General features: G+C 60.4%; 28 protein-coding genes. 7 read left to right on the top strand and 21 right to left on the bottom strand.

The features are described 5' to 3' along the window. Positions 1-81 precede the first annotated feature (81 nt). Complete coding sequence (locus PIB16_RS01530) at positions 82-699, top strand: EF-hand domain-containing protein (protein ID WP_035263941.1); 618 nt, start codon at positions 82-84, stop codon at positions 697-699. 41 nt (positions 700-740) lie between these two features. Here PIB16_RS01530 and PIB16_RS01525 read toward each other — a convergent pair whose 3' ends face one another. Both PIB16_RS01525 and PIB16_RS01520 read right to left on the bottom strand, forming a co-directional pair. Beyond that, positions 741-998 carry a DUF1150 family protein gene (locus tag PIB16_RS01525; RefSeq protein ID WP_003520040.1) on the bottom strand — a complete coding sequence of 86 codons (258 nt, stop codon included), beginning with the start codon at positions 996-998 and terminating at the stop codon, positions 741-743. A 56-nt stretch (positions 999-1054) separates the two neighbouring features. Beyond that, positions 1055-1480, bottom strand: coding sequence for an Hsp20 family protein (locus PIB16_RS01520; protein WP_003520041.1), 426 nt, complete (start codon positions 1478-1480; stop codon positions 1055-1057). Positions 1481-1686: 206 nt separating this feature from the next. On the opposite strand from PIB16_RS01520, the gene PIB16_RS01515 reads away from it, so the two are divergent. Beyond that, positions 1687-2631, top strand: coding sequence for a nucleoside hydrolase (locus PIB16_RS01515; RefSeq protein ID WP_080855871.1), 945 nt, complete (start codon positions 1687-1689; stop codon positions 2629-2631). A gap of 71 nt (positions 2632-2702) precedes the next feature. Here PIB16_RS01515 and PIB16_RS01510 read toward each other — a convergent pair whose 3' ends face one another. Together PIB16_RS01510 and PIB16_RS01505 are read right to left on the bottom strand one after the other, a co-directional pair. Further along, a complete protein-coding gene (locus tag PIB16_RS01510) occupies positions 2703-5036 on the bottom strand; it encodes a methyl-accepting chemotaxis protein (RefSeq protein WP_271044858.1) in 2334 nt (777 codons plus the stop codon). A 166-nt stretch (positions 5037-5202) separates the two neighbouring features. Continuing rightward, positions 5203-6069, bottom strand: a complete 867-nt coding sequence (locus tag PIB16_RS01505) for an LOG family protein (RefSeq protein ID WP_031234344.1) — start codon at positions 6067-6069, stop codon at positions 5203-5205. Between the two features lie 138 nt (positions 6070-6207). On the opposite strand from PIB16_RS01505, the gene dapD reads away from it, so the two are divergent. The 3 genes from dapD to PIB16_RS01490 are packed head-to-tail and all read left to right on the top strand — an operon-like array spanning position 6208 to position 8854. Beyond that, on the top strand, positions 6208-7062 hold the full coding sequence (gene dapD, locus PIB16_RS01500; RefSeq protein ID WP_059759385.1) for a 2,3,4,5-tetrahydropyridine-2,6-dicarboxylate N-succinyltransferase: 855 nt from the start codon (positions 6208-6210) through the stop codon (positions 7060-7062). A 15-nt stretch (positions 7063-7077) separates the two neighbouring features. Then, complete coding sequence (gene dapE / locus PIB16_RS01495; protein ID WP_271044857.1) at positions 7078-8274, top strand: succinyl-diaminopimelate desuccinylase; 1197 nt, start codon at positions 7078-7080, stop codon at positions 8272-8274. Further along, the gene (locus PIB16_RS01490; RefSeq protein WP_003520047.1) at positions 8258-8854 is read left to right on the top strand and encodes a hypothetical protein; all 597 of its coding nucleotides are present in this window, start codon (positions 8258-8260) and stop codon (positions 8852-8854) included. The genes dapE and PIB16_RS01490 overlap by 17 nt, the downstream gene beginning before the upstream one ends. A 22-nt stretch (positions 8855-8876) precedes the next feature. Here PIB16_RS01490 and truA read toward each other — a convergent pair whose 3' ends face one another. Genes truA through def form a run of 3 tightly spaced genes read right to left on the bottom strand, consistent with a single transcriptional unit; the run spans position 8877 to position 11173 of the window. Next, positions 8877-9680: a tRNA pseudouridine(38-40) synthase TruA gene (gene truA / locus PIB16_RS01485; RefSeq protein ID WP_078051324.1), complete on the bottom strand. Its 804-nt coding sequence runs from the start codon at positions 9678-9680 to the stop codon at positions 8877-8879. Beyond that, positions 9680-10615: a methionyl-tRNA formyltransferase gene (gene fmt, locus PIB16_RS01480; protein ID WP_142844079.1), complete on the bottom strand. Its 936-nt coding sequence runs from the start codon at positions 10613-10615 to the stop codon at positions 9680-9682. The genes truA and fmt overlap by 1 nt, the downstream gene beginning before the upstream one ends. A 45-nt stretch (positions 10616-10660) precedes the next feature. Beyond that, a complete protein-coding gene (gene def, locus PIB16_RS01475) occupies positions 10661-11173 on the bottom strand; it encodes a peptide deformylase (protein WP_003503724.1) in 513 nt (170 codons plus the stop codon). 148 nt (positions 11174-11321) lie between these two features. Here def and PIB16_RS01470 point away from each other — a divergent pair, with 148 nt between their 5' ends. Both PIB16_RS01470 and PIB16_RS01465 read left to right on the top strand, forming a co-directional pair. Continuing rightward, positions 11322-12515, top strand: coding sequence for a DNA recombination protein RmuC (locus PIB16_RS01470; protein WP_003520050.1), 1194 nt, complete (start codon positions 11322-11324; stop codon positions 12513-12515). Positions 12516-12568: 53 nt separating this feature from the next. Further along, the gene (locus PIB16_RS01465; RefSeq protein ID WP_065654857.1) at positions 12569-13468 is read left to right on the top strand and encodes a ribokinase; all 900 of its coding nucleotides are present in this window, start codon (positions 12569-12571) and stop codon (positions 13466-13468) included. Between the two features lie 12 nt (positions 13469-13480). Here PIB16_RS01465 and trmB read toward each other — a convergent pair whose 3' ends face one another. From trmB to PIB16_RS01395, 14 genes are all read right to left on the bottom strand, one after another. Then, positions 13481-14179 (bottom strand): tRNA (guanosine(46)-N7)-methyltransferase TrmB, encoded by a 699-nt coding sequence (trmB, locus tag PIB16_RS01460; RefSeq protein ID WP_065654569.1) that lies wholly within the window; start codon positions 14177-14179, stop codon positions 13481-13483. Positions 14180-14349: 170 nt separating this feature from the next. Then, positions 14350-15612 carry a methionine adenosyltransferase gene (gene metK / locus PIB16_RS01455; protein WP_003520054.1) on the bottom strand — a complete coding sequence of 421 codons (1263 nt, stop codon included), beginning with the start codon at positions 15610-15612 and terminating at the stop codon, positions 14350-14352. Between the two features lie 190 nt (positions 15613-15802). Next, on the bottom strand, positions 15803-16222 hold the full coding sequence (locus PIB16_RS01450; RefSeq protein WP_003520055.1) for a helix-turn-helix domain-containing protein: 420 nt from the start codon (positions 16220-16222) through the stop codon (positions 15803-15805). A 133-nt stretch (positions 16223-16355) separates the two neighbouring features. Beyond that, positions 16356-17945, bottom strand: a complete 1590-nt coding sequence (lnt, locus tag PIB16_RS01445) for an apolipoprotein N-acyltransferase (protein ID WP_271044856.1) — start codon at positions 17943-17945, stop codon at positions 16356-16358. Between the two features lie 223 nt (positions 17946-18168). Continuing rightward, complete coding sequence (locus tag PIB16_RS01440) at positions 18169-19314, bottom strand: hemolysin family protein (RefSeq protein ID WP_078051329.1); 1146 nt, start codon at positions 19312-19314, stop codon at positions 18169-18171. 15 nt (positions 19315-19329) lie between these two features. Continuing rightward, positions 19330-19836, bottom strand: a complete 507-nt coding sequence (ybeY, locus tag PIB16_RS01435) for an rRNA maturation RNase YbeY (protein ID WP_020812442.1) — start codon at positions 19834-19836, stop codon at positions 19330-19332. Between the two features lie 9 nt (positions 19837-19845). Further along, positions 19846-20901 carry a PhoH family protein gene (locus tag PIB16_RS01430; protein WP_020812441.1) on the bottom strand — a complete coding sequence of 352 codons (1056 nt, stop codon included), beginning with the start codon at positions 20899-20901 and terminating at the stop codon, positions 19846-19848. Between the two features lie 40 nt (positions 20902-20941). After that, complete coding sequence (miaB, locus tag PIB16_RS01425) at positions 20942-22345, bottom strand: tRNA (N6-isopentenyl adenosine(37)-C2)-methylthiotransferase MiaB (RefSeq protein WP_271044855.1); 1404 nt, start codon at positions 22343-22345, stop codon at positions 20942-20944. Between the two features lie 65 nt (positions 22346-22410). After that, positions 22411-23205, bottom strand: coding sequence for a lysophospholipid acyltransferase family protein (locus tag PIB16_RS01420; RefSeq protein ID WP_125145228.1), 795 nt, complete (start codon positions 23203-23205; stop codon positions 22411-22413). A 30-nt stretch (positions 23206-23235) separates the two neighbouring features. Next, positions 23236-23664: a Fur family transcriptional regulator gene (locus tag PIB16_RS01415; RefSeq protein WP_003503749.1), complete on the bottom strand. Its 429-nt coding sequence runs from the start codon at positions 23662-23664 to the stop codon at positions 23236-23238. Positions 23665-23727: 63 nt separating this feature from the next. Then, the gene (locus tag PIB16_RS01410; RefSeq protein ID WP_020812438.1) at positions 23728-24222 is read right to left on the bottom strand and encodes a GNAT family N-acetyltransferase; all 495 of its coding nucleotides are present in this window, start codon (positions 24220-24222) and stop codon (positions 23728-23730) included. A 52-nt stretch (positions 24223-24274) separates the two neighbouring features. Beyond that, positions 24275-24943 carry a tRNA (adenosine(37)-N6)-threonylcarbamoyltransferase complex dimerization subunit type 1 TsaB gene (gene tsaB / locus PIB16_RS01405; protein ID WP_174038759.1) on the bottom strand — a complete coding sequence of 223 codons (669 nt, stop codon included), beginning with the start codon at positions 24941-24943 and terminating at the stop codon, positions 24275-24277. 19 nt (positions 24944-24962) lie between these two features. Next, positions 24963-25526 (bottom strand): NifU family protein, encoded by a 564-nt coding sequence (locus tag PIB16_RS01400; RefSeq protein ID WP_271044854.1) that lies wholly within the window; start codon positions 25524-25526, stop codon positions 24963-24965. A gap of 145 nt (positions 25527-25671) precedes the next feature. Then, complete coding sequence (locus PIB16_RS01395) at positions 25672-26163, bottom strand: universal stress protein (RefSeq protein WP_003503758.1); 492 nt, start codon at positions 26161-26163, stop codon at positions 25672-25674. Positions 26164-26220: the final 57 nt, after the last annotated feature.

Raw genomic sequence — 26220 nt, 5'->3', positions numbered from 1 at the left:
CTTCATGCACCTTACGGATGTTTAAGTGGTGAGGCGTGCTGGACGTCATTATCTTCTCTTCAGGGACACCAAAGAAAGGTAATGACGATGACCACACGAAAAATCGCCCTGTCTGCTCTTGGCGCAGCCCTTTTGATCGGCACGGCCGCGACGGCAAGCTTCGCCGCCCCACCCGCTCCGGGCAAAGGCCATGGCGAGCGCATGCCGATCCGCCAGGAAGCGGCCTTCGTTCACCTGCTGAAGGTGGCCGACAGCAACAAGGACGGCAAGATTTCCAAGGAGGAATTCGCCGCACGTCAGGACGCGCTCTTCACCGAGATCGACAAGGACAAGGACGGCTCGATCACGCCGAAGGAAATGCGTGAGTATCGTCAGGCGAAGATGGAAGCTTTCCGCGCCGCCAATCCGCGCCCCGAGCGTGAGGATGCCAAAGCCGAAGACGGCAAGGGCCCCGAGGGCAAGCGCGCCGAAAGACATGCCGAGCGCGAACATGGCGGCCGTTTCGGCCATCAGGGCTGGGGCAAGCATGGCGGCAAGGGCGCAGGTTTCGCGCTGATCCGCTGGGCCGATACCGACGAGAACGGTCAGGTCAGCAAGGCCGAATTCACCGCCGCCGGCGAAAAGATGTTCGAACGGCTGGACAAGAACAAGGACGGCGTCATCTCCATCGACGACATGCCGGACCGCCCGTTCCTTTAACCCGCTAAAGAAAAAGCCCGCTCAAAAGCGGGCTTTTTTCTTCAATGCAGGCTGACGGTCTGGAGATCGTCTTCGGCAGCCTTGAAAAACGTACTGGACCGGTTGTCCGTCAGGAGGATCGGCGTACCATCTGCACCGAACAGCGCCCAAAGGTCCAATTGCGGATCGAGATCGGGCGCTTCCGGGAAACAGCGGCTGACGTCTTCCGCGCGGATCTTGCGGATATATCCCACTTCTCCTTCGCCGATATGGGCGAGCTGGGATTGGGTGAGACGCGCATGCGCTTCTTTCAACAGCATATTTCAGCCTCCTTCTTCACGCCGAGCGATTCGTGTCGGATTCCGGCGTTCACGTTCTACTCTGAGACGGAAATATTAATTTTCTTCACCACGTTTGAAATTTCCGGCCGGACCAGATCGATGGAAAGCAGGCCGTTGCGCAGGCGCGCTTCCCTGACCTGCATGCCATCGGCAAGCACGAACACCCGCTGGAACTGGCGGGCCGCGATGCCGCGATAGAGAAAATCGCGTTTCTCCTGTTCCTGCTGGCGTCCGCGAATGACGAGCTGGTTATCGGCCGTCGTCACATCCAGATCGTCCTGCGAAAAACCGGCAACCGCGATGGTGATGCGCAGGCGTTCCGGCACATCGCCGCTACCCGGCAGGCGCTCGATATTATAGGGAGGATAGCCGTCATTGGCCTTCGCCATGCGCTCCAGCGTTTTTTCCATGGCATCAAAACCCAGCAAAAGCGGGTGGGTGAATGGCGTCATGCGGCTCATGTCTCTTTTGTCCTTGCAACCAAGCGACGTTTCGCGGTCCCGCTTCCGGCAACCTCGCCGGTCAGTCGCACCGGCCCCTGCAATATGGGAAGCACAACCGCAATACGCAAGACGCGGCGACGAGCAAAGGGGACACCGGGGAATGAGGCTTGACAAGTGAGCACCCGCCGCTCGAAAAAAGCGCTCATCTCAACGGCGGGCAAGACATGGCAGAACGCAGAAAAATCATTATCGACACCGACCCGGGCCAGGACGACGCAGCGGCAATCATGCTCGCCTTCGCAAGCCCGGAGGAAATCGACATTCTCGGATTGTGCGCCGTCGCCGGCAACGTTCCGCTGAAGCTGACCAGCCGCAACATCCGCATCATCAGCGAATTGTGCGGCCGCACCGATATTCCCGTCTATGAGGGCGCCGAGAAGCCGCTGGTGCGCAAGCCCATCACCGCCGAGCACGTTCACGGCAGCACCGGCCTCGATGGCCCGGTTCTCGATGAGCCGACCATGGAAGCGCAAAAGCAGCACGCGGTCGATTTCATCATCGAAACGCTGATGCGGGAACCCGCCGGCACCGTAACGCTCTGCACGCTCGGCGCGCTGACCAATGTGGCGCTGGCGCTCCTGAAGGCGCCGGAAATCGCCGACCGCGTCAAGGAACTGGTGATGATGGGCGGCGGCTTCTTCGAGGGCGGCAACATCACCCCGGCGGCGGAATTCAACATCTATGTCGACCCACAGGCCGCCGATATCGTCTTCCGCTCCGGCATGCCGATCGTCATGATGCCGCTCGACGTCACCCATCAGTTGCTGACGACCAAGGCTCGGGTCAGCCGCATTCGCGACATTGGCACGCGGCCGGCCATCGCCATGGCGGAAATGCTGGAATTCTTCGAGCGTTTCGACATCGAAAAATATGGCTCGGATGGCGGCCCGCTTCATGATCCGACCGTCATTGCCTATCTCGTCAAACCCGAACTGTTTCAGGGTCGCGAGTGCAATGTCGAAATCGAGGTCCACTCCGAACTCACCATGGGCATGACCGTGGTGGACTGGTGGAAGGTTACCGAACGGCCCGCCAATGCCCGCGTGATGCGCAATGTGGATGCCGACGGCTTCTTCGAATTGCTGACGGAACGTTTCGCCCGTCTCTGATGGAAGCGGACATTAAAAAAGGGCCGCTGGCGATGCCAGCGACCCTTTTTATTTGAGACGGAAATGGAGCGTCAGAATTCCGTCCAGTCATCCTGCGCCAAAGCGTTTGCGCCGCTGGTTCTCGGACGGGCGCGGGGCGCGGTCGGGCGGGCCGACGCCTGCGCCGGAGCGGCGGGTGCGCGCATTGCCGCTGCCGTGGCGCGCAGTTGCTGGCTGGAATGGCCGCCGGAAACGGAGAAACCGGCAACGAGCGACTTCAGCGTTTCGGCCTCACTGTTCAGTGTTACGCTGGCCGCCGTGGTTTCTTCCACCATCGCCGCATTCTGCTGGGTGACCTGATCCATCTGCGTGACGGCGGAGTTGATCTCCTTGAGGCCGACTGCCTGTTCACTGGCGGAAGCGGAAATCTGCCGTATCAGCTGGTTGATCTGCAGAACCTGATCGGCGATCTTTTTCATCGTCTCACCGGCCTTGCCGACCAGCTGGACGCCCTCGTTCACCTGGGTGGCCGAGGTGTTGATGAGACCCTTGATCTCCTTTGCGGCGGTTGCGGACCGCTGCGCCAGTTCGCGCACTTCCTGTGCGACGACGGCAAAGCCCTTGCCGGCATCACCGGCGCGGGCGGCTTCCACGCCCGCATTCAGCGCCAGGAGGTTGGTCTGGAAAGCGATCTCGTCGATAACCCCGATGATGCGCGAGATTTCGGCCGAGGATTGCGCGATGCCTTCCATGGAATTCACGGCCTGCTGCACGACCTCACCCGACTTGCCCGCATCGTCGCAGGCATGGCTGACGGCTCCGGCCGCCTCTGCGGCGTTTTCCGCGCTGGAATTAACCTGCGCGGTCAGCTCATTGAGGGCGGCAGCGGTTTCTTCCAGGCTTGCGGCCTGCTGTTCCGTGCGGTGCGAAAGATCGCTGGCGGCGCGAGTGATCTCGCCCGTGCCGTTACCGATGCTGACGACGGTTGCATTGACGGTGGAAACGGTTTCCTCGAGGCTCGCAAGCGCCGAGTTGAAGTCTTCGCGCAGCTTCGCATATTCGCCGGGGAACTCGTCCTCGATGCGGTAGGTGAGATTGCCCTGCGAAAGCGCATTGAGGCCTGCACCCAGCACGCCGACAATGTGCTGCTGCATCCGGCTGTTTTCAGTACGCTCGGATTCCGAGCGCTGGCGCGCCGTTTCCGCGTGACTACGCTGGGCCTCGGCTTCGGCCTCCATCTCGCGGATGCCGGCAAGCTTCGCGCGGAAACCTTCAAGCGCAGTAGCCACTGCACCCGTCTCATCCCGGCGTTCCTGTCCGGAAACGGGCACATCGTAGCGACCGTCGCTCAGCGTCCTGACGTCGGACACCAGGGAGGCAAGCGGATTGCGGACGAAATGGCGCACGGCGAAATAAAGCGCGGTGATGACGGCGGCGAGAATGACGATCGCGCCGATGATCATCATGTATGTCTGTTCCTGAACCGGTGCGTTCAGGGCCTGATGGGGAATATCCACCAGCACCACCCAGGTCGCGTTGAGACCCGGAACGGCGAAGGGATAAACGAGACGATTATAGGGCGCGTCCGTATCGAGGCCGAGATTTTCGATGAGGCCCTGCTTGCCGGACGTAATCGCCGCCTGAACGGTGCTCGCACCGTCTCCGTCATAGGCTTTCATGTTCTGCGCGGGCGTCGGCGGCACCAGCCACTGGCCACCCTGCGAAACGAGCGTTACGCGGCCGGTCTCGAAAGGGTGCAGCGCCTGCAGCTTCTGCGACAGCGAGGCCAGCGAGATATCCACACCTGCCACGCCGATCATCTTGCCGTCCGACATGACCGGATAGGCAAGCGAGGTCATGGTTGTGGGTACTTCCGTGCCCTCTGCGAGATAGGGCTGGGTAATGGCGCCCTTACCGGATTTGGAAGCGAGCGCATACCATTCCGCCGCATAATCATTCTTGAAGGTCGAGAACTGGATGTCGCCCTTCTGGGTCTTCGACCAATAGGGCGCAAACGCACCGTTTTCATTGGTGCCGAGATCGAGCCTGCCCGCAATCTCCTTGCTCTGCCCGTCAAAGAGACCGAGCTGCTCGCAGAACCAGCTTCCGAAAGCAAAGGCATTCTGCTCGACATTGGCCTTGAGGATGTTGACGATGCCGGGGCGATCCATCGATTTCGCCTGATGCGCACGGCCGATAACGCCGGCCATGGAGCGCGCGGCGCTGCCGAGTTCACCGACATCGGCGGCGATTACGTTGGCGATGGCGCGGGCTTCCGTATTGGCCTGATCCATGGTCAGCGCGTGCACGCGCTCACTGGTCTGGGAGATGAGGAAGGAATTCGATGCAACGAGAACCGTGGTGATGGCACAGCCGGTCACGAGGATGAGCTTGGTCGCAAGCGACTTCACTTGGAAATTGAACATTTTGGCCTCGATCAAATCGCCCGCCCGAAAAGGCTGACGTCAACGGATGAGAAATCTCCGTCATGGAGGCCCGTCCGCAGGGGACAGTGCGCTGCAGCGCGACGGGGCAAAATTAGAAGAAGATTGCTAATTAAGCCCTAAAATTACTTCGTCGCGCCAAGCATAATCAGTGTTCGTAGTGGGCCGAGATGATTTTCCATGCATCGTCGGCCGTTTCGGCGAAATGCAGAAGATTCATATCTTCCGGCGCGATGGTGCCGAAATCCGCCAGGAATTCGAAATTGATCACCGATCGCCAGAATTTCTCGCCGAAGAGGATGAGCGGAATGGGCTCCATGCGTTTCGTCTGGATGAGCGTCAAGGCCTCGAACAATTCGTCCAGCGTGCCGAAACCGCCGGGGAAGATAACCACCGCCTTCGCCCGCATCAGGAAATGCATCTTGCGAATGGCGAAATAGTGGAAGTTGAAGCTCAGCTCCGGCGTCACATAGGGGTTCGGCGCCTGCTCGTGCGGCAGGACGATGTTGAGGCCGATGGACGGACCGCCGGCATCGGCAGCGCCGCGATTGCCCGCTTCCATGACACCGGGACCGCCGCCGGTGACCACCACATATTCGAGGTGGTCGGATTTCGCGGCATAGTCGGTGCAGAGACGGGCGAATTTACGCGCCTCGTCATAATAGACCGAGGATTGCTCCAGATTGCGCTTCTGCGTCTCATTGCGCGCCGCCCAGGCCTCACCGCCGGGTTCGGGAATGCGGGCGCCGCCGAACATGACGACGGTGGATTTGATGCCGCGCTCGGTCAGCGCCATTTCCGTCTTCAGCAGTTCCAATTGAAGCCTGACGGGGCGCAATTCCTCGCGGCAGAGGAAATCCATGTCCACATAGGCGAGGCGATAGGACGGGGAATCCGACTGCGGTGTTTTTTGAACGACCTCGGCCTGCTGCTTGTCCACGGCACTGCGCTTCAAGGGGTCCCATACCCCGTCCTTGCGCCGCAACTTGCCGTTTTTCAGTCGTGTCATTTCCATGCCTTTCGTCTGACGCGCCAAATCACCCAAATCACATTGACGCCTTTCCAACACTCCCTTAGATCAAATGACCAAAGCCTTCCAGCGGCGCGGGACCATCCGTGACCACGAACACCACGCGACTTTAAGGAATTTTCCATGAGCCTTACGGATCTCACCTCCCTCGAAACCATCATCGAAACCGCTTTCGACAACCGCGATGGTGTGAACGTATCGACGAAGGGCGAGGTTCGCGACGCCGTGGACACATCTCTTCAACTTCTCGATAGCGGCAAGGCACGCGTGGCCGAAAAGCAGGCTGACGGAAACTGGAAGGTGAACCAGTGGCTGAAAAAGGCCGTGCTTCTCTCCTTCCGCCTGAACGACATGGAGATTGTTACCGGCGGACCGGGCGAATCCACCTGGTGGGACAAGGTGCCGTCGAAGTTCGAAAACTGGGGTGAAAACCAGTTCCGCGCCGCCGGTTTCCGCGCCGTGCCGAACGCCGTCGTGCGCCGCTCCGCCTATGTCGCCAAGAACGTGGTGCTGATGCCTTCCTTCGTCAATCTCGGCGCCTATGTCGATGAAGGCACGATGGTCGACACCTGGGCAACCGTCGGCTCCTGCGCGCAGATCGGCAAGAATGTGCATCTGTCGGGCGGCGTCGGCATCGGCGGCGTTCTGGAGCCCTTGCAGGCGGGCCCGACGATCATCGAGGACAATTGCTTTATCGGCGCACGTTCGGAAGTCGTGGAAGGCTGCATCGTGCGCGAAGGCGCCGTTCTCGGCATGGGCGTCTTCATCGGCAAGTCCACCAAGATCGTCGACCGCGCCACCGGTGAGATCACCTATGGCGAAGTGCCGCCCTATTCCGTCGTCGTTGCCGGCACCATGCCGGGCAAGCCTTTCCCGAACGGCGAACCGGGCCCGAGCCTTTATTGTGCCGTCATCGTCAAGCGCGTCGATGAAAAGACCCGCTCCAAGACCGGCATCAATGAGCTTCTGCGCGACTGATATAAAGCGACTGCCATGACCACGACCGATCCCGTTGCCAATCTCGCCGCCCTCATCCGTTGCCCTTCGGTGACGCCTGCGGAAGGCGGCGCGCTTTCCCTGCTCGACACCCTGCTTTCACCGCTTGGTTTCCAGGTGGACAGGATGGTGGCGAGCGAGGCGGGAACGCCTGACGTGGAGAACCTTTACGCCCGGCTCGGCACCGAAGGTCCGCATCTGATGTTTGCCGGCCATACGGATGTCGTTCCGGTGGGCGACGAGGCCGCATGGAGCCATCCGCCCTTTGCGGCCAAAATCGCCGGCGGCGAAATGTTCGGTCGCGGTGCGGTGGACATGAAGGGCGGCATCGCCTGTTTCGTTGCCGCCATTGCCCGCCATATCGAAAAACACGGCGAACCGAAAGGCTCCGTGTCCTTCCTGATTACAGGCGATGAGGAAGGCCCGTCGATCAACGGCACCTCCAAGCTGCTGGAATGGGCGGCCGCCAAGGGCGAGACATGGGATGCCTGCGTGGTTGGCGAGCCGACCAATCCGGACCAGCTTGGCGACATGATCAAGATCGGCCGCCGGGGATCGCTTTCCGGCCGCATCACGGTCCATGGCGTGCAGGGCCATGCGGCCTATCCGCATCTCGCCGACAACCCCATTCGCGGTCTGCTGCAACTCACCCATGCGCTGATGCATCCGCCCTTCGATCATGGCACCGACAATTTCCAGCCCTCCAATCTGGAAGTAACGACTGTCGATACCGGCAATGCCGCCAGCAATGTGATCCCGGCGCGGGCAACGGCCTCCTTCAACATCCGTTTCAACGATACGTGGACTGCAGAGAGCCTGCGCGCGGAAATCATCCGCCGCCTCGATGCCGCCGCGGCAGAAGGTGAGCTTCGCCCCGACCGTGCACCGGTGAAATACGATATCGTCTGGGCCGACCGCCCGGCCCATGTCTTTCTTACCCGGAACAATGCCCTCATCTCGTCGCTTTCCGGCGCGGTGGAAGCCGTGACGGGCAAGGAACCGAAGCTTTCGACCACCGGCGGCACCTCGGATGCGCGTTTCATCAAGGATTATTGCCCGGTGGTGGAATTCGGCCTCGTCGGGCAGACCATGCATATGGTCGATGAGCGTGTGGCGGTTGCCGATCTCGAGACGCTGACGCGCATTTACGAGACCTTTATCGAACGCTGGTTCGCCCATGCCGACGGCGAGTGAAATAAGGCTCTATCTGACGGGCCTGTGGCTTCTGCTGCTCGGCGACCATAATGGCGCTCGTTATCTGGACCTTTCAGAGCGCGGCATGTGGCGGTCCTTCTATTCCGCCCTCTGGTGCCTGCCCGCCATGCTGGTTTCCTGGCTGTGGCTGCGCGCCGCCTTCCTCGCCAGCTATCCGCCCGGCACCGGAACGGGCTTTATCTTCTTCTTTCGTCTGGCAATGGTCGAGGCGATCTGCTGGATCGTGCCGCTACTGTTGATCGGCATGCTGCTGTTTGCCTTCGGCGCACGGGAAAAATTCGCGCCGCTCGTCACCACCATGAACTGGCTGTCGCTGCCCTTTTCCTACGCCTATGCGGTTCTGATCCTGATCGCATTCTTCCTGCCGCCCTTGCAGGGGCTGATCGCCATTCTCTGGCTGGCGCTGCTTCTGTCGCTGGTCTTCGCCTTCTCGCGAATTGTGCGGTTCTTCATCCGCGACCAGTCACTGCTCGTCTCGGCCATCGTCATGACGCTGCTGGTGCCCGGCATGCTTCTGTCAGAAGCGCTGCAGCGTTTTCTCGGCGTTTATCCGGCCTGAGAGCCGGCGTGGGTTTTAGCGGTCAATCCGCGTCCTCAGCCATATCGGCTTCAGGGTACCTGCGACGCGGCGGAATGACGTCGGGATAATCCACCTGCATGAAGTAGAGACCGTCCGGCGGTGCGACCGGGCCGCAGGCCTTGCGATCGCGCGCCTCCAGTGCGGCGCGCACATCCTCGGGCGTCGTCGTGCCTTCGCCCGCCAGTTTCAGCGTGCCCGCAAAAGAGCGGATCTGGTTATGCAGGAAGCTCTGCGCGGTCGCACGTATCTCGATGAGATCGCCGGTGCGCGTCACATCCAGCCGGTCGAGCGTGCGCACCGGGCTGTTCGCCTGACAATGCACGGAGCGGAAGGTCGTGAAATCATGCCGGCCGACGAGCATCTGGGCGGCTTCATGCATGCGCTCATGGTCCATGTCCTTCGAAACCCACCATGCCCGCTTGTGCTCCAGCGCCAGCCGGGCCTTGCGGCAGATGATGCGGTAAAGGTAGTGCCGACGAAGGGCGGAAAACCGGGCGTCGAAATCCTCGGTCACGGAAGCAGCATCGAGGACGGCCACGGCTTCACCCGCCATGGCGAGATGCGCATTGAGCGCGTTGCGAAGCTTGTAGGGCTCCCAGTCTCGGGAAAGATCCACGTGGACGACCTGCCCGACGGCATGCACACCGGAATCGGTGCGGCCGGCGCCGCGAATGGAGACGCTCTCTCCCGTCAACGAGCGAACCGCAGCCTCCAGCGCACCCTGAACCGAGGGGCCGTTATCCTGTCTCTGCCAGCCATAATAGGGCGTGCCGTCATATTCGACAGTCATGCGGAAACGTGGCATCAGCCGAGCCTCGTTGTGGTCGGAACCGGTGTGCCGCGCACGAAATCGGCCGCCGACATCGGCTTGCCGCCCGCCTTCTGCAGACGGGTGAGCCGCACGGCGCCGCTGCCGCAGGCAATGGTAAGGGCGTCATCCAGCGCCGCGCCCGCTTCTCCCATGCCGCTTGCCAGTTCGGAGGCCAGAACCTTCACGCGTTCCGTCTTGCCGCCGATGTCCATTTCCAGCCATGCGCCGGGAAACGGCGAAAGGCCGCGAATGTGGTTATGCACGTCCTGCGCCGGCCTCGAAAAATCGATGCGGGTCTCGCCCTTGTCGATCTTCGCGGCATAGAGCACGCCTTCTTCCGCCTGCGTGACAAGCGGCAGGTCACCGGTTTCCAGCTTGTCCATAGCCTGCCGCATCAGCCGCGCGCCGGCCAGCATCAGGCTGTTATGCAATTCTCCGGCGGTCATGTTCTCATCGATCGCGACCTTGGCGGTCAGTGCGACGGGGCCGGTATCGAGCCCCTTTTCCATTTTCATGACCATCATGCCGGTCTCGGCATCGCCGGCCATGATGGCCCGCTGGATGGGGGCAGCGCCACGCCAGCGCGGCAGCAGCGAGGCGTGGCCGTTATAACAGCCAAGGCGCGTGCCGCTGAGGATCGCTTCAGGCAGCAGCAGACCGTAAGCCACGACAACCGCAACATCGGCATTGAAATCCCGGAACTGCTGTCGGTCTTCCTCTGCCTTGAAGTTCACCGGCGTCAGCACAGGCAGGCCCAACAGTTCGGCAGCCTGATGCACCGGGGACTTCTGCAGATCGAGGCCACGACGGCCGCCGGGACGCGGCGGTTGGGTGTAGACGGCAACGATCTCGTGGCCGGCCTCCACCAGTGCACGCAGGGTGGGAACGGAAAAATCCGGCGTACCCATAAAAATGATGCGAAGAGCCATCGTCGCCCCCTGCCCTGTCGTCCATTCCGGTCCGCAGAGGACGGATCAGATCTTTGCGCGGGCCGCTTTCGTGAATTTCTTGATGACCATGTCGCGCTTCAGCCGCGAAATATGGTCGATGAAGAGAACGCCGTTCAGGTGATCGATTTCGTGCTGCAGGCAGGTGGCGAGCAGGCCATCCGCCTCGACCGTCTGCTGCTTGCCGTCACGGCCGACATATTGCACCGTGAGCGACGCGGGACGCTCAACCTCGGCGTAATAATCGGGGATGGAGAGGCAGCCTTCTTCATAGGTCGAGACATCGTCCGACACCTTGAGGATTTCCGGATTGATGAAGACGATCGGGGTCTTTTCCTCGCCTTCACGCGCAACGTCGATCACCAGCATACGGCGCGCCACGCCGATCTGAATGGCGGCGAGGCCGATACCCGGCGCATCATACATGGTTTCCAGCATGTCGTCGGCAAGACGCAGCACCTCGGCATCCACCTTTTCGATGGGCTTCGATTGCTGGCGCAGCACGGGATCGGGCAAAATGATAAGCGGTTTGATGGTCATGGCTTCCCATAACGTATCTCTTGCGCGGAGGAAATAAAAAACACGAGGTTCAAACCGCCTCCGGCATCCGTCCCGCCCGACTCATTTCCGCCGCAGGAATGTTCTTGTTTTGATCTTCCGAATCACACGAAACCTGCTAGATTTAATTATGAGCATAGATTTCTCCGTTCTCCTCGATCCCGCGTTACGGGCCGGCTCCGTCGACATCAGCTTCGGCGCGCTGCTCGCGGCTCTGGTTTTCGGTCTGGTCACGACCTGGCTGGTGACGGCGAACCGTGCGAAAAAAGCAGGAGCCGACGGCGAAATCTCCGACCTCCTGAAAACACAGTCCGAACTGCATGGCCGCATCGCCGCCATGGCGGAAACGCTCGGCACCCGCCAGACCGAGATGAGCCAGACGCTGAACCAGCGCCTCGACGGCATGTCGCAGCGCCTTGGCGAAACACTGACGGAGCAGACCCGGTCGACGCATGAGAATCTGAGCCGCCTGCAGGAGCGCCTCGCGGTCATCGATGCCGCGCAGGGCAATATTCAGGATCTGGCCAAGGACGTCGTCGGGTTGCAGGCCATCCTTTCCAACAAGCAGACGCGCGGCGCCTTTGGACAGGCCCGCATGGAGACGCTGATTGCCGATGCGCTTCCGGCCGGGGCCTTCCAGTTGCAGCCGACGCTTTCGAACGGTTATCGGCCGGACTGCACCATCAAGATGCCCAACAATGCCCCGCCGCTCGTCATCGACGCCAAGTTTCCGCTGGAGGCGTGGAACGCCATCAAGGCGGACGAGACGCCCGAAACCAAACGCGCCGCCGTGCAGCAGTTCCGCCGCGATATGGAGGTGCATATTCGCGATGTCGCCGAGAAGTATCTCATTCGCGGCGAAACCCAGGACACGGCCTTCATTTTCGTGCCGTCCGAATCGATCTTCGCCGATATCCACCAGCACTTCGAATATCTGGTGCAGCGCGCTCACCGCGCCCGCGTCGTCATCGTTTCGCCGTCACTTCTGATGCTGTCGGTACAGGTCATCCAGTCCGTGCTCAAGGATCAGCGCATGCGCGAGCAGGCGCATCTCATTCAGGGTGAAGTGGCATTGCTGATGGACGATGTGCGGCGGCTGGACGACCGGACGCGCAAGCTGCAGGCCCATTTTGGATTGGCGCAAAAGGATATCGACATGATGCTGATCTCCTCCGACAAGGTGCTGGCGCGCGGCCAGAAAATCGAAGGTCTCGATTTTTCACCGACGGAAAAAGAAACGTCGCATGGGGAAATCGAGCAGGCTCGACGCTTTGCCGAGAACAGGGCGGGAACGGCAAAGTTGCGGGTGGTTGACGACGAGTGATCCGCTCGGGCAAAGTCGCCGCCTTGCTTGAATTCTATACGGATACGCCCTCCATGATTACTGTTTTCGGCTCCATCAACATGGACCTCGTCGCCACCGCCAAACGCCTGCCCAAGCCGGGTGAAACCGTGACGGGCGAGACCTTCTCCACGGCCGCCGGCGGCAAGGGAGCCAACCAGGCGCTGGCCGCACGGCGTGCGGGCGCCACGGTCAAGATGGCAGGAGCTGCGGGCGATGACACCTTTGCCGCGCCGGCGCTGACATTGCTGCGCGACGCCGGCACCGATCTCTCACTCGTGAAGACCACGCCCGGCCCTACCGGTACGGCAGTGATCCTTATCGGCGAAGGCGGGGAAAACATGATCTCGGTCATTCCCGCCGCCAATGGTGAAGTCTCCGCATCCGACGCCGCGAAAGCCCTGGCGGAAATGTCGGCGGGCGATATTTTGATGCTGCAGTTCGAGATACCCGCGCCCGCTATCGAAGCGGCGCTGACGGCTGCGAAGGCAAAGCGCGTCACCACCGTCATCAATACTGCGCCACTGACCGCCGATGGGCCGCGGCTTGCGGGCCTTGCCGATATCGTCATCGCCAATGAAACCGAGTTCGAATTGCTGATCGGAAAGAACGGCCTTTCCGGTTCTGAGCGGGAAACCGAACTGAAAGCCCTGCATGACAGGACCGGCCAGACATTGATCGTGACGCTCGGTGCCGATGGCGTGATCGCCATGCGCAACGGCAAGGTTTTCCGGGCTTCCGGCCTCAAGATCGAACCGGTCGATACGGTCGGTGCGGGCGACACCTTCTGCGGTTATCTCGCCGCGAGCCTCGATCAGGGTATGGATTTCGAAAGGGCGCTGAAGCGAGCCGCCGTCGCAGGCTCACTTGCCTGCACCCGCGCCGGCGCCCAGCCTTCCATTCCGCTTGCCGCGGAAGTGGATGCGGCACTCTGAGGGATCAGCCGCTCAACGACGAATGAAGGTGAGATAGGCCGAGCTGCGGCCTTCTCTTTTCGCCTTGTTCTCATAACGCGTTCCCGGCCAGTTGGCGTAGGGCGTGCGCCAGTCATCAGCACTCGTCGCCGTCCATTCGAAGCCGCCATGGCGGGCGCAATGCTGCAGCGTCCAGTTCACGTAGGTATCGATATCGGAAGCGAAGCAGAACTTTCCGCCGGGTTTCAGCACACGATGGAAACGGGCGAGGTTGACGTCTGAAACGAAACGACGCTTCCAGTGCTTCTTCTTCGGCCACGGGTCAGGATAGAGAAGGTCGATATGATCGATCGATCCCTCGGGCAGCCAGTCCAGCAATTGCGTCGCATCATCGTCGTAAAGGCGGATATTCATCAGCTCGCGTTCACGCACGGCGGCGAGCAGCTTGGCCATGGAATTGACGAAGGGCTCCACGCCGATGAAACCCGTCTCCGGGTTTTCAACCGCGCGGTGGGCGAGATGCTCGCCGCCGCCAAAGCCTATCTCCAGACGGATCAACCGCACATCCGCGGGAAAAAGAGCGGCGAGATTTTGCGGCGGGACGCTTTCCAGATCGATTTTCAGCAAAGGCAACAGGTTCTCGATTGTATCGACCTGCTGATTGCGCAGGGGCTTGCCCTTGCGTCTGCCAAAAAAAGCTTCCGTCGCGCGCGAACGCCGTTCTTCCGTCATCTCATACTCTCAAGAACAAATAGACTTAACCCGCACAGCGCCACATGAGGCACTGTGCGGGTTACAAAATTGGTGACGGTATCTCTCAATCGCCGTCAAATAACAAGCGCGATATCTGGTTGACGCATTTTCCGGACGTAAAACCGCTACGCGATTTTACCGGAAATGCTTCAAGCGCTCAAAGCTTCCTTGAGCGGCTTCACCAGATCGAGCTTCTCCCATGAGAAGGAGCCGTCACGGCCGGCCTTGCGGCCGAAATGGCCGTAGGAAGACGTCTTGGCGTAGATCGGCTTGTTGAGATCGAGATGACGGCGGATGCCCGACGGCGACAGGTCCATGACCTTGCGGATCGCGGCCTCGACCTGATCTTCGCTGACCTTGCCGGTGCCATGCAGATCGACATAGATCGACAGCGGCTGGGCGATGCCGATTGCGTAGGAAATCTGGATCGTGCAGCGCTCGGCAAGACCGGCAGCCACGACGTTCTTGGCGAGATAACGGGCGGCATAGGCGGCGGAACGGTCGACCTTGGTCGTGTCCTTGCCGGAGAATGCACCGCCGCCATGGGGCGCGGCGCCGCCATAGGTGTCGACGATGATCTTGCGACCCGTCAGGCCGGCGTCACCATCGGGACCGCCGATGACGAACTTGCCGGTCGGGTTGATGTACCACTGGCAATCGTCAGCGATCTTCAGGTCGCCCAGAGCTTCGCGAATATAGGGCTCGACAACGGCGCGAACCTTCTTCGAATCCCAGCTTGCATCGAGATGCTGCGTGGACAGAACGATGGATACGGCTTCCGCCGCCTTGCCGTCGACGTAACGAACCGTGACCTGGCTCTTGGCGTCGGGGCCGAGCTTGGCCGCTTCGCCTTCGCCGCTTTTACGGGCGGTGGCGAGCAGCTGCAGGATACGATGGGAATAATAGATCGGAGCCGGCATGAGGTCCGGCGTTTCCTTGCAGGCGTAACCGAACATGATGCCTTGGTCGCCGGCGCCCTCGTCGCCCTGCTTGTCGGAGGCGTTGTCCACGCCCTGCGCGATATCAGCAGACTGCGGATGCAGGAGAACGTCGATCTTGGCGGTCTTCCAGTGGAAACCATCCTGCTCGTAGCCGATGTCGCGGATCGCCTTGCGGGCGGCGGACTTGAACTTCGAGGGGTTGATGACCGGATGGCCAGCGGCGTCCTTGAGGACCTTGCCGTCCTTGTCCTTCTTCAGAAGCGTATCGGGAACCCGAACCTCACCGGCGATAACGACGCGGTTGGTCGTCGCAAGCGTTTCGCAGGCAATGCGCACGGTCCACGGGTCAACGCCCGTCTTGGACGCTTCACGATAGATGAGATCCACAATTTCATCGGAAATACGATCACAAACCTTGTCCGGATGACCCTCGGCCACGGACTCGCTGGTGAACAGATAATTGGCACGCATGCGGGATTCCCCTCAAAGAACGGTCTTGGAGTTTGTTAGTCATTTCGGCCGTGAAAAACAAGGACACAACCACATAAATATATCTTTATGTGAGAATTCCTTTCCAATCGGGCACAAAAAAACGGTCCTTGCGGACCGTTGAGTGCCCGGCATCCCGTGCCGGAAATTTTCTGCGTCGCGCGGGCTGCGCTTACTCGGCGTCACCTTCGGCGGCGAGCGCCTTGACGAGATCGACGAGACGGCGGCGAACCTTCGGGTCGGCGATCTTCACGAAGGCGCGGTTCAGCTGCAGACCTTCAGCCGAGGACAGAAAGTCGACCACATAGTTGGAGCTCGACGCCTCCGCCATGCCGGGTGTGCCGCCAGCCTGATCGCCGGGTGCATCTTCGAAAAAAAAGGAAACGGGCACATTAAGGATCGCGGAAATATTCTGGAGGCGGCTGGCGCCAACGCGGTTCGTGCCTTTTTCATACTTCTGGATTTGCTGAAAGGTAATTCCGAGACTTTCACCCAGCTTCTCCTGGCTCATTCCGAGCATGGTTCTGCGAAGGCGAATTCGGCTTCCGACATGAATGTCGATGGGGTTAGGCTTTTTCTTATTCTCGGTCATCATGCGGTCCTGACACTCGGAAAGGGTTGATATCTCGCTTCATTACTATTCGAAGAAATGAGTCGGCAATTCGACAGCGTCTAAACTTGTTTTACGACTGACGTATTCACTATGCAATTACAGGGGTTCCCGGTCAATTCTGGCGCCGAGCGAAACTCAAGGCGGGAAATACCGCAACGATCATCAAGATAGAAAAAATCAACCAGAAATACGTCCGATGTATGTCGTAAGTAAATGCGTCGTTTGACCCACCACTCAAAGTGGCATCAACAATTCCCACCCGACCGTAATCGAGCCCCGCAATAATGCGGCCATAGGGGTCTATGACGGCGGAAATTCCAGTATTGGCACCGCGAATCACCGGCACGCCCGTCTCAACGGCCCGGACCCTCGCCTGCAGAAAATGCTGATAGGGGCCGGGCGTATCGCCGAACCAGCCATCATTGGTCACATTCAGGATGGCGGCCGAGCCTGCCAACCCCGGCGTCATCTCACCCGGGAAAATGATCTCGTAACAGATGAGAGGATAGAAGGTCTTGCCCGAAGGAAGCGTGAGCGGCGTGCGCGAGGAAGCGGCGGAAAAACCTCCCGGCAGGGCGATGACATTGTCGATGCCGAATTCCCGCAGGATGCCTTCAAAGGGGACATATTCGCCAAAAGGAGTGAGATGCACCTTGTCGGTCGCGCCGATGATCTCGCCCTGGCTGTCGATCGCATAGACCGAATTGTAATAACGCGGCGGGCGGCCTGCCCCCTGATCTTCCATTCTGACGGCGCCGGTGAACAGCACCTGCCCATCTTCCAGCGTTTTGGCGATTTCCGCCAGAGCATCCGGGTTTTGCGTCAGAATGAACGGCACCGAGGTTTCCGGCCAGACGATGATATCAGGGCGCTTTTTCCCTTCGCCGGGCGGCAGAGCCGAGAGCCGCAGGTGCTCGCCAAAAATCTCCGCCCTGTCCGCGTTCAGCATCTTGCGTGACTGATCGATGGAAGGCTGCACGATCCGAACGGTCAGTGCATCTACGGGCACCTCCGCCGGCGTCTGGAGACGGTAGAAGCCATAACCGAAATGGCCGGCCAGTAGCAGCCCCGCCACGGCGAGACCCGACCACATTCCTTTTTTCGTGCCTATCAGCGCCGGCGAGGCGAAGATGAAAACCGCAAGCGTCGCCACACTGAAAAGACCAAGCAGATGTGCCGACTGCATCATGATCGGGATGGGCATGATGCCGTAACCGATGGCGTTCCAGGGAAAGCCGGTGGCCAGGAAGCTGCGCAGCCATTCCGAAAAGCCGAACGCGGCAGCAAGTGCAGCGATACGGCCGAGGCCCTCCGACCAGAGGAGATTGGCTGCGGCAACCGCAAAACCGTAAAACAACGCCAGAAAAGCGGGAAGACCAAGGATGGCGAGCGGCAGCGCCCAGGCGAATTCATCGGCCTCCAGCAGGAGAGCATTGCCGAGCCACCACAGGCCAGCGACGAAGTAACCAAGCCCGAAACACCAGCCGATGCCGAAGGCCGGCAGGATGCGGCTGAAGAGGCCGCCGCCCGGTTTTCCAGTGCAGCCATCCACAAGCCAGACAAGCAGGGTGAAAGAGAAAAACAGCGCCGCGAAAAAGCCGAATGGAGGCAAAGCGAGCGCCCCGACCGCACCTGCGGCAATCGCCATAACTGCGCGGCTCATGCCGCCGGCCAGCATTACCCTGCCTGCAAGACGCTCCATGCCATCTCCGTTTATGCGCGTCCGGAAAAGCCCGCCGCCGACAAGGCCGCGCCACGGAATTTCCCCTCAGACCCGACGTAAAGGAAAAAAGATTCGCAGTCCACAGGAGGCGTGGCGACCGAAGCGCCACTTGTTCTTTTCGACGCCGAACACGGGCACTCATCCCTGTCGCATTGATATGTCGAAAGGTGGAAGCGACGGGGAAAAACCCCGTCACCCTTTCTTAATCGGCGTTCTGCTGGTGCGTGATAAGGCGAACATCCGGCGCAGGCAGCGCAATCACCTCATTGGCGCCCGCTTCGCCCGGAGCGCGATCATCCTCACCTTCGGAGCCGTGATCGCGGACGATACGAACGCCCTTGATGCGCCTGCTATCCGCATCGAGGATCTGGAACTCGAAACCTGGCACGGCCCTGACCACCTCGCCCTTGGCCGGAATGCGGCCGAGCGCGAAGAAGATGAGACCGCCGAGCGTATCGATTTCCTCCAGATGTTCACGCACATCGAATTCCGGCCCGATCGCCTCGGCAAGTTCGGTGAGTTCCGCGCGCGCATCCGCGACAAGCACATCGGCGGAAAGACGCGAAAACATCGCCTCGTCCTTGTCGTGCTCGTCATCGATGTCACCCACGACCATCTCGACGATATCCTCATGGCTGACGAGACCGTCGGTGCCGCCATACTCATCGATCACCAACGCAAGCTGGGTTCTCTGGGCCTGCATCGTCTTCAAAAGGTCGGAGGCCAGCATGGAGGGCGGTGCGAAAAGAATTTTGCGCACCAACCCGGCAGCGGCGACCGTCTGCTCCAGATCGACACGTGCCAGGTCGAAATTCGGCCGCGGTGAACGCGGCGCCTTCACCTCACCGTAAGCGACGCTTCGCGAACCGGCCCGGCGTTTGTTGCGGGCTTGCTTGGCGACATAGGCCAGCAGATCGCGAATGTGGATCATGCCCTTCGGATTATCCAGCGTCTCGTCATAGACCGGCATGCGCGAACGCCCGGTTTCCTCAAAGAGGATCAGCGCATCGCCGATCGTCATATTCTCATCGAGACCGTCGATGTCCACACGCGGGATCATGATATCTTCGACCCGAATCTCGCGGAAACGCAGGATATTGTTGAGCATCGCCCGTTCTTCGGGCGAAAAGGCCGCACCGATTTCGGTGTCGTCCATCAGCGCGTCGGTCAAATCCTCGCGCAGGCGCTCGCCCTGAGATGGTTTCAGCAACCGTGCGATGCGTGACCAGATGGTCGATTTCGGCTTGGCGTTGTAGTCGTGACGTAAGTGACTACTGCCCTCCTCCGAAGAGGACTGCTCGCCGTTTTCTCTGCCCTCATTGGCAGGTCGTGCAGAATGTTCGTTCATGGCTCCAGACAATATTTAAAGCGGTTCCTGACCCGCGTAAGGATCAGATAGGCCAAGCACCGCCAAAATGCGAGTCTCAAGCGACTCCATTTCTTCCGCTTCTTCCTCGTCCATGTGGTCGTAACCGAACAAATGCAGGAACCCATGAACGAGCAGATGGGTCAGATGATCCCCGAAACTCTTCTCAAGTTCAAGAGCCTCGCGTTCAACCGTCTCGCGCGCGATGACGATATCGCCCAGCATGGGGCCCGGCATTCCGCCCGGCTCCAGCGGAAAAGCCGGGAAAGACAAGACATTGGTTGCCTTGTCCTTGTCGCGCCACTCAGCGTTGATTTCGCGAATATTTTCGTCGTCGGTGAAAACCAGCGACAGTTCCACCGGCATTTTCGGGAAGGGTTGGTCCTCTTCCCGCTTCAGGAAATCGACCGCCGCATCCAGCACCCTGGTGGCGAAGGCAGCCAAGTCCTCTTCCGAGGACCAGCCTTCGGCCTCGACGCTGATTTGAATATCCAGAGCTGTCATTGCTTTACGTCAGCTGCCCTTTACGAGGCTTTCATCCGGCACGGCCGTGTGGGATTCGTAAGCCCGGACGATACGCGCCACCATCGGATGACGAACGACATCGACATCCTTGAAGCGCACGACGGACACGCCTTCCACATCGCCGAGGATTTGCAGCGCCTCGACAAGACCGGATTTCACGCCGCGCGGCAAATCCACCTGGCTTGGGTCACCGGTCACGATCATGCGGCCGTTCTCACCAAGACGGGTGAGGAACATCTTCATCTGCATGGTCGTGGTGTTCTGGGCTTCGTCCAGAATGACGGCGGCGTTGGCAAGGGTACGACCGCGCATGAAGGCCAGCGGCGCGATTTCGATGACGCCCGCCTGAATGGCGCGCTCCACCTTGTCGCCCGGCATCATGTCATAAAGCGCGTCGTAAAGCGGACGCAGATAAGGATCGACCTTTTCCTTCATGTCGCCCGGCAGGAAGCCCAGGCGCTCACCCGCTTCGACGGCGGGGCGCGACAGGATGATGCGGTCAACCGCGCCGCGCTCCAGAAGCTGCGCCGCATGCGCCACGGCAAGATAGGTCTTGCCGGTGCCGGCGGGGCCGACGCCGAAAACCAGTTCGGACTGCTCCAGTGCCCGCATGTAGACATCCTGTGTCGGCGTGCGGGCAGCGATGGTCTTCTTGCGGGTGGAAATCTGTGCCATGGAAATCTTCGCCTTGCGTTCCATCGTCGGCAAGGTCAGCTGGTCGTCCGCGGCCATGGCCATGCGGATCGCGCCTTCGACATCGGAAACCTCGGCGGTTCCGCCTTTGAGCAGCCGTTCATAAAGGAAATCCAGCGCCCGACGAGCCTGATTGGTGGCAACGACATCGCCGGTGATGGCAACGGAATTACCGCGCGGGCGAGCGTCGATATTGAGGCGCTGTTCCAGAAGCTTCAGGTTCTGATCGAACTGACCGAATAGCTCTCCCGCTATCCTGTTATTCTCGAACGTGAGGACGAAGTGATTGGCGTCGGTCGCGGCTTGGCGTGGCTGGCGCGATGAATTTGATACCAATTCGTGTGCGTTCAAGCGGTCAGACTCCTGTCCCAATCAGTGTCGGCTCCTCACTCTAACTCCCTGCCACCTCGGCAAACAAGCTGTTTGGACCCGTTGCGGTGATTCGTACATTAACAATGTCACCGATTTTCAACGTCTTTGCATCAAGATTCACGGATTGCAGCCATGGAGAGCGACCTATCAACTGCTCAGGCATGCGGCCGGGCTTTTCCAGCAGCACATCCATGGTTTTTCCGACCAGCGATTCCGCAAATTCCTTCTGCTGCCGCAGCAACAGGGCCTGCAATCTTTCCAGTCGCTCAGCCTTCACCTCTTCCGCAACCTGATCGATGAGATCGGCTCCCGGCGTGCCGGGGCGGGTGGAATATTTGAACGAGAAGGCCTGCGCATATTTCACCGTCTCGACCATCGCCATCGTATCTTCGAAATCGCGATCCGTCTCACCGGGGAAACCGACAATAAAGTCTCCCGACATGGCAATATCAGGGCGGGCGGCGCGGATTTTTTCGATAAGCTGGATATATTCCTCACCCGTATGGCGACGGTTCATCGCTTTCAGAATGCGGTCCGAACCCGATTGCACCGGCAGATGCAGATAGGGCATCAGGATGCGCAAATCGCGATGCGCGCCGATCAGGCGCTCGTCCATGTCGCGCGGATGGCTGGTGGTGTAGCGAAGCCGTGCAAGGCCGGGAATTTCCGCCAGCCGGTAAAGCAGCTCGGCAAGGCCCCATTTCTCACCCTTCGGGCCTTCGCCCTGCCAGGCATTGACGTTTTGGCCGAGCAGCGTGATCTCGCGCACGCCGGCATCGACGAGCTTCATCGCCTCATCGACGATCTGGCGCACGGGGCGGGAGACTTCCGAACCGCGCGTATAGGGCACGACACAGAAGGTACAGAACTTGTCGCAACCTTCCTGCACCGTCAGAAACGCCGTTACGCCGCGCGTGCGCAGCGTCGCCTTTTCGGCGACAGGCAGGTGCTCGAACTTATCCTCAACCGCATATTCGGTCTCGATGACACGCTCGCCGCCGCGCACCCGCTTCAGGGCGTCCGGCAGGCGATGGTAGGTCTGCGGGCCAATGACGACATCGACGGCGGGCGCACGGCGAAGGATTTCCTCGCCTTCCGCCTGCGCAACGCAGCCGGCAACGCCGATCATGAATTCGCGACCCTGCTCTTCGCGCGATTTTTTCATGTCGCGCAGGCGGCCGAGCGCCGAGTAGACCTTTTCAGCCGCCTTTTCGCGGATATGACAGGTGTTCAGCAGAACCAGATCCGCCTCGCCCATATCCTCCGTCTGAACATAGCCGTCCTTCGCCAGCGCATCGCTCATACGGACGGAATCGTAGACGTTCATCTGACAGCCGTAGGTCTTGATGAAGACCTTTCTGCTGTTCGAACCCTCGCGGGCAATCATGGGTGGGGCGTCGAGGCCAAGCGTTTCCTGGGTCATGGCGGCTATCTAGTGTTTTTCACGGCCAGATTAAACAGAAAAATGCCGGAAAAGCTACGATCTCGCTAATTCCGCCAGCCGCCGCGCAGGCTGAAGGCCAGCATGGAGCGGATGGAGGCGGCGATATCGGTCGCCAGGCGCTTGCGGTTATCCGTGCTGTGAAACGGAACGCTGTCACCGAAGGTCACGTCGACATCGATGGCGCCGGCCCTGATGATGCCGAGAAGATGCGGCACGAGCGTGATGCTGCCCGGCCAGGCGGCGATGACGCGATGGTAGCGCCCCATGGCCATGCCCTGCACCCTGGTATAGGCGATGGCGACCGGCTGCACATAAACCAGCTTGCCCGGCACCTGTTCAGCGGCGGTGGAGGCCGCACCGAACAGCGAGGATTTGACGGCAAGCATGCGGTTGCCGTCCGAGGTGGTGCCTTCGGGAAACAGAACGACGATCTCGCCATCGGCCATGCGGCTGGCGATCTCGCTCACCTGCGCGCCGGTGCTGCGTTTCTGCTCACGCTGAACAAAGATGCTTTTCTGCAAGCGGGCAAGCCAGCCGAACACCGGCCAGTCCCGCACTTCCGTCTTGGCGATGAACACGACGTCGGCAATGCTGCCGAGAACGAGGATGTCCTTCCACGAGGCGTGATTGACCGCAAGCATCAGCGGTTTCGCCCGCTCCACATCGCCATGCACATGCACGCGGATGCCGAGAACATGGCAGGCGATGCGATGCCAGAGGCGCGGAATGCGGCGGCGAAGCCGCCAGTCGAAGGCAAGGCCCAACAGTTGCAGCGGCAGCAATATGAGCGTGACGATCAGAAGAACGACCGCGATATAGGCTGTCCGGAGCCACATCATGATTGGAACGCCCGTCTGCTCACCGGCGTCTCAGTGTTCGCCGGGCTTCAACGGCACGCCGTAAAGTTCCAGCCGGTGATCCACGAGCTTGAAGCCGTGTTCCCTGGCGATCTTTTCCTGAAGTGCCTCGATCTCGGCGGAATGAAATTCGATGACCACGCCGTTCTTCAAGTCGATCAGGTGATCGTGATGTTCCTCGGGCACGGTCTCATAGCGCGAACGGCCGTCGCGAAAATCGTGACGCTCGATGATGCCGGCATCCTCGAACAGCTTCACCGTTCTGTAGACGGTGGAAATCGAGATGCGCGGATCCACGGCGGAGGAGCGGCGGTAAAGCTCCTCGACATCGGGATGGTCGGCTGACTCCTGAAGGACGCGGGCGATGACACGGCGTTGATCCGTCATCCGCATGCCGCGTTCGGCGCAAAGCTCCTCCAGCGTTTTCGAAAGGTCTGTCACGTCTTCTGGCCTTTTGAGAATTCCGGTTTGCGGCTTTCGCCGAAAAATGCCTGTCGCAGGGAACTAGCGAAGATCGCGGCGCATGACAAGCGCCGTCGACTTCGTTCCATCCTTTGCGGTGTAATAGGCCTTGCGTTCCGCGACGGTTTTGAAGCCGAGCTTCCTGTAAAGCCCCAGCGCAGAGGCATTATTATTATCCACCTCAAGAAACATGGTTTCGGCGCCGCGCATCATCGCCTCGCGGATGGCCGACTGCATCAGACGCCAGCCGAGACCGGCGCGTGCGAACTTGTCCGCCACGGCAACGGTCAGGATTTCCGCCTCACCCGCCACTTCCCGCGCCAGCACGAAACCACCGAGCGGCTTGCTGAAAAAGGCGTTGGTCTGGCGTGCGACAGCACCGAAAACCGACCCTTGCGTCAGCAGCCCGGAAAACTCCCCGTCGTTCCACGGGCGCGGAAAGCGCAGCGCATGCAACTCCGCCACCGCGGCGCAATCCTCATGCTGCATCGGCACGATCTCGAAATAGGGCTTCCAGGTCAGATAGTCGTCAAACATAACAGGAATCGGGCATCACAGGAATCATTCGCACATGTTGACGAATGCCCTATCAGGCAACGCCCTGACGTGCCAGCGCAAAACCGGTCTGCGGCCGGGCATCCGGCCCGCGCAGATAAAGCGGCGCGGGTTTCGGCTGGCCAGCTGGCTTGCGCGCAGCAGCACGCGCGACCGAGGCAATCGGGAAGTGATCCGGTCCCGAACCCGCCTCCAACCCCGCCAAAAGCGGCGCGGCTGAACCGATAACGGCGCCATCAAAACCGGTGGTAACCGTTTTGGCGTCGTCCAGGGGCAGAAGCGCAGCATCGCTCAGCGGCGATCCATCCGCACCGAATGTCTGGAGATAGGCTTCGCCGCGCTTGGCATCCAGCGCAACGGCCACGGACCGGCCGGGATTTGCAAGCAGATGATGAAGCGCCAGCGTTTCAAGCGTGGTGACGCCCACGGCCTCGACGCCGAGCGACAGGGCAAAGCCGCGCGCGGCGGCGACCCCGACGCGGATACCGGTGAAAGACCCCGGCCCGATGGTCACGGCGATGCGCCCGATGTTCTGGAGCGACAGTTGCGCCCGCTCCAGGGCACCGTCGATCACCGCCATCAACCTTTCGGCATGGCCCTTGCCGATCGTTTCGCATACCTCGCCGAGCACCCTGTCGGAGGCGCTGTCATAAACGCATGCGGAACAATCCACACCTGAGGTGTCGAGTGCGAGAACAATCATGATGGCCTGGCTTGCGCTTTTATACCGCTTCGACTTCGCGCACTTCCGGCACGAAATGGCGAAGCAGATTCTGAACGCCATGCTTCAGCGTGGCGGTGGAGGACGGGCAACCCGAGCAGGCGCCCTTCATGTTCAGGAACACCGTGCCGTCGCGGAAACCGCGGAAGGTGATATCGCCGCCATCCTGCGCCACGGCGGGGCGAACGCGGGTATCCAGCAACTCCTTGATGGTGGCGACGATGGTTTCGTCACCCTCTTCGAAGAATTCGCCTTCCTCATCCGACACTTCAGCCGCAACAGCCGTGCCCATGATCGGGCGGCCAGACATGAAGTGTTCCATGATCGCGCCCAGAATGGCGGGCTTCAAATGCTGCCATTCCGCGCCGTCCTTGGTGACGGTGATGAAATCGAAACCGAAATAAACGCCGGTCACGCCCGGAATGGTGAAGAGGCGCTCTGCCAGCGGCGAAGCCTGCGCCTGCGACGGGTTGAGAAACTCTGCCGTGCCGCTTTCCAGCACCACCTTGCCCGGCAGGAACTTCAGCGTCGTCGGGTTCGGCGTGGCTTCCGTCTGAATGAACATCGTCTGTCTCCTTCGAGGTCGCCGTTCACGCCCCGCAATTTAGAATTCTTCCAAAAAATACGCCCGGCGAAGCTGCACTTCAAGCCCTGACATGATAATTACATTCAAGAAATCGTCAGCCCCTAAATCTTGTCCGGGACCCGGATCAGCAGAGAGCGTCGATTTCCTCATCGGACAAAGTATCCGGCAACACGGTGACGGGAATGGGAAAGGCTGCCCCACGTCCGGCGATGGAGGAAACAAGCGGTCCCGGCCCTTCCTTCGTCGAGCCAGCCGCGAGCACCAGAATGGCTATATCGCGGTCTTCCTCGATCAGCCCGTGAATCTGCTCGGTGGCGCTGCCTTCGCGGATCACCGCTTCCGGCTCGATCCCGATGGTCTCGCGCACCTTCTGGGCGATCTTGGCGAGCGTGGCTTCCGCCTCCTCACGCGCTTCGGCCCGCATGATCTGCTCGACACCCAGCCATTGCTGGAAATCGCCTTCCGGGATCATGTAAAGCAGCACCAGCCCGCCATTGGAGTTCTTGGCACGACGACCGGCATAGTGCACGGCCCTTTCGCATTCCGGTGTGTCATCGATAACAGCGAGAAATTTGCGACGATGCCCTTCCAGACGCGACAGCCGTTTTGAAACCATTCTGCACTCCCTAGGTCCGCCGTGATCCGTAAAACCGCCCGACGGTTCGGGCGGAGA

The organism is Agrobacterium sp. ST15.13.015 (assembly GCF_027871645.1).
Taxonomy (GTDB): Bacteria; Pseudomonadota; Alphaproteobacteria; order Rhizobiales; family Rhizobiaceae; genus Agrobacterium; species Agrobacterium leguminum.
The sequence above is the reverse complement of the archived record's forward strand: the minus strand, read 5'-3'. Positions and strand labels throughout refer to the sequence as shown.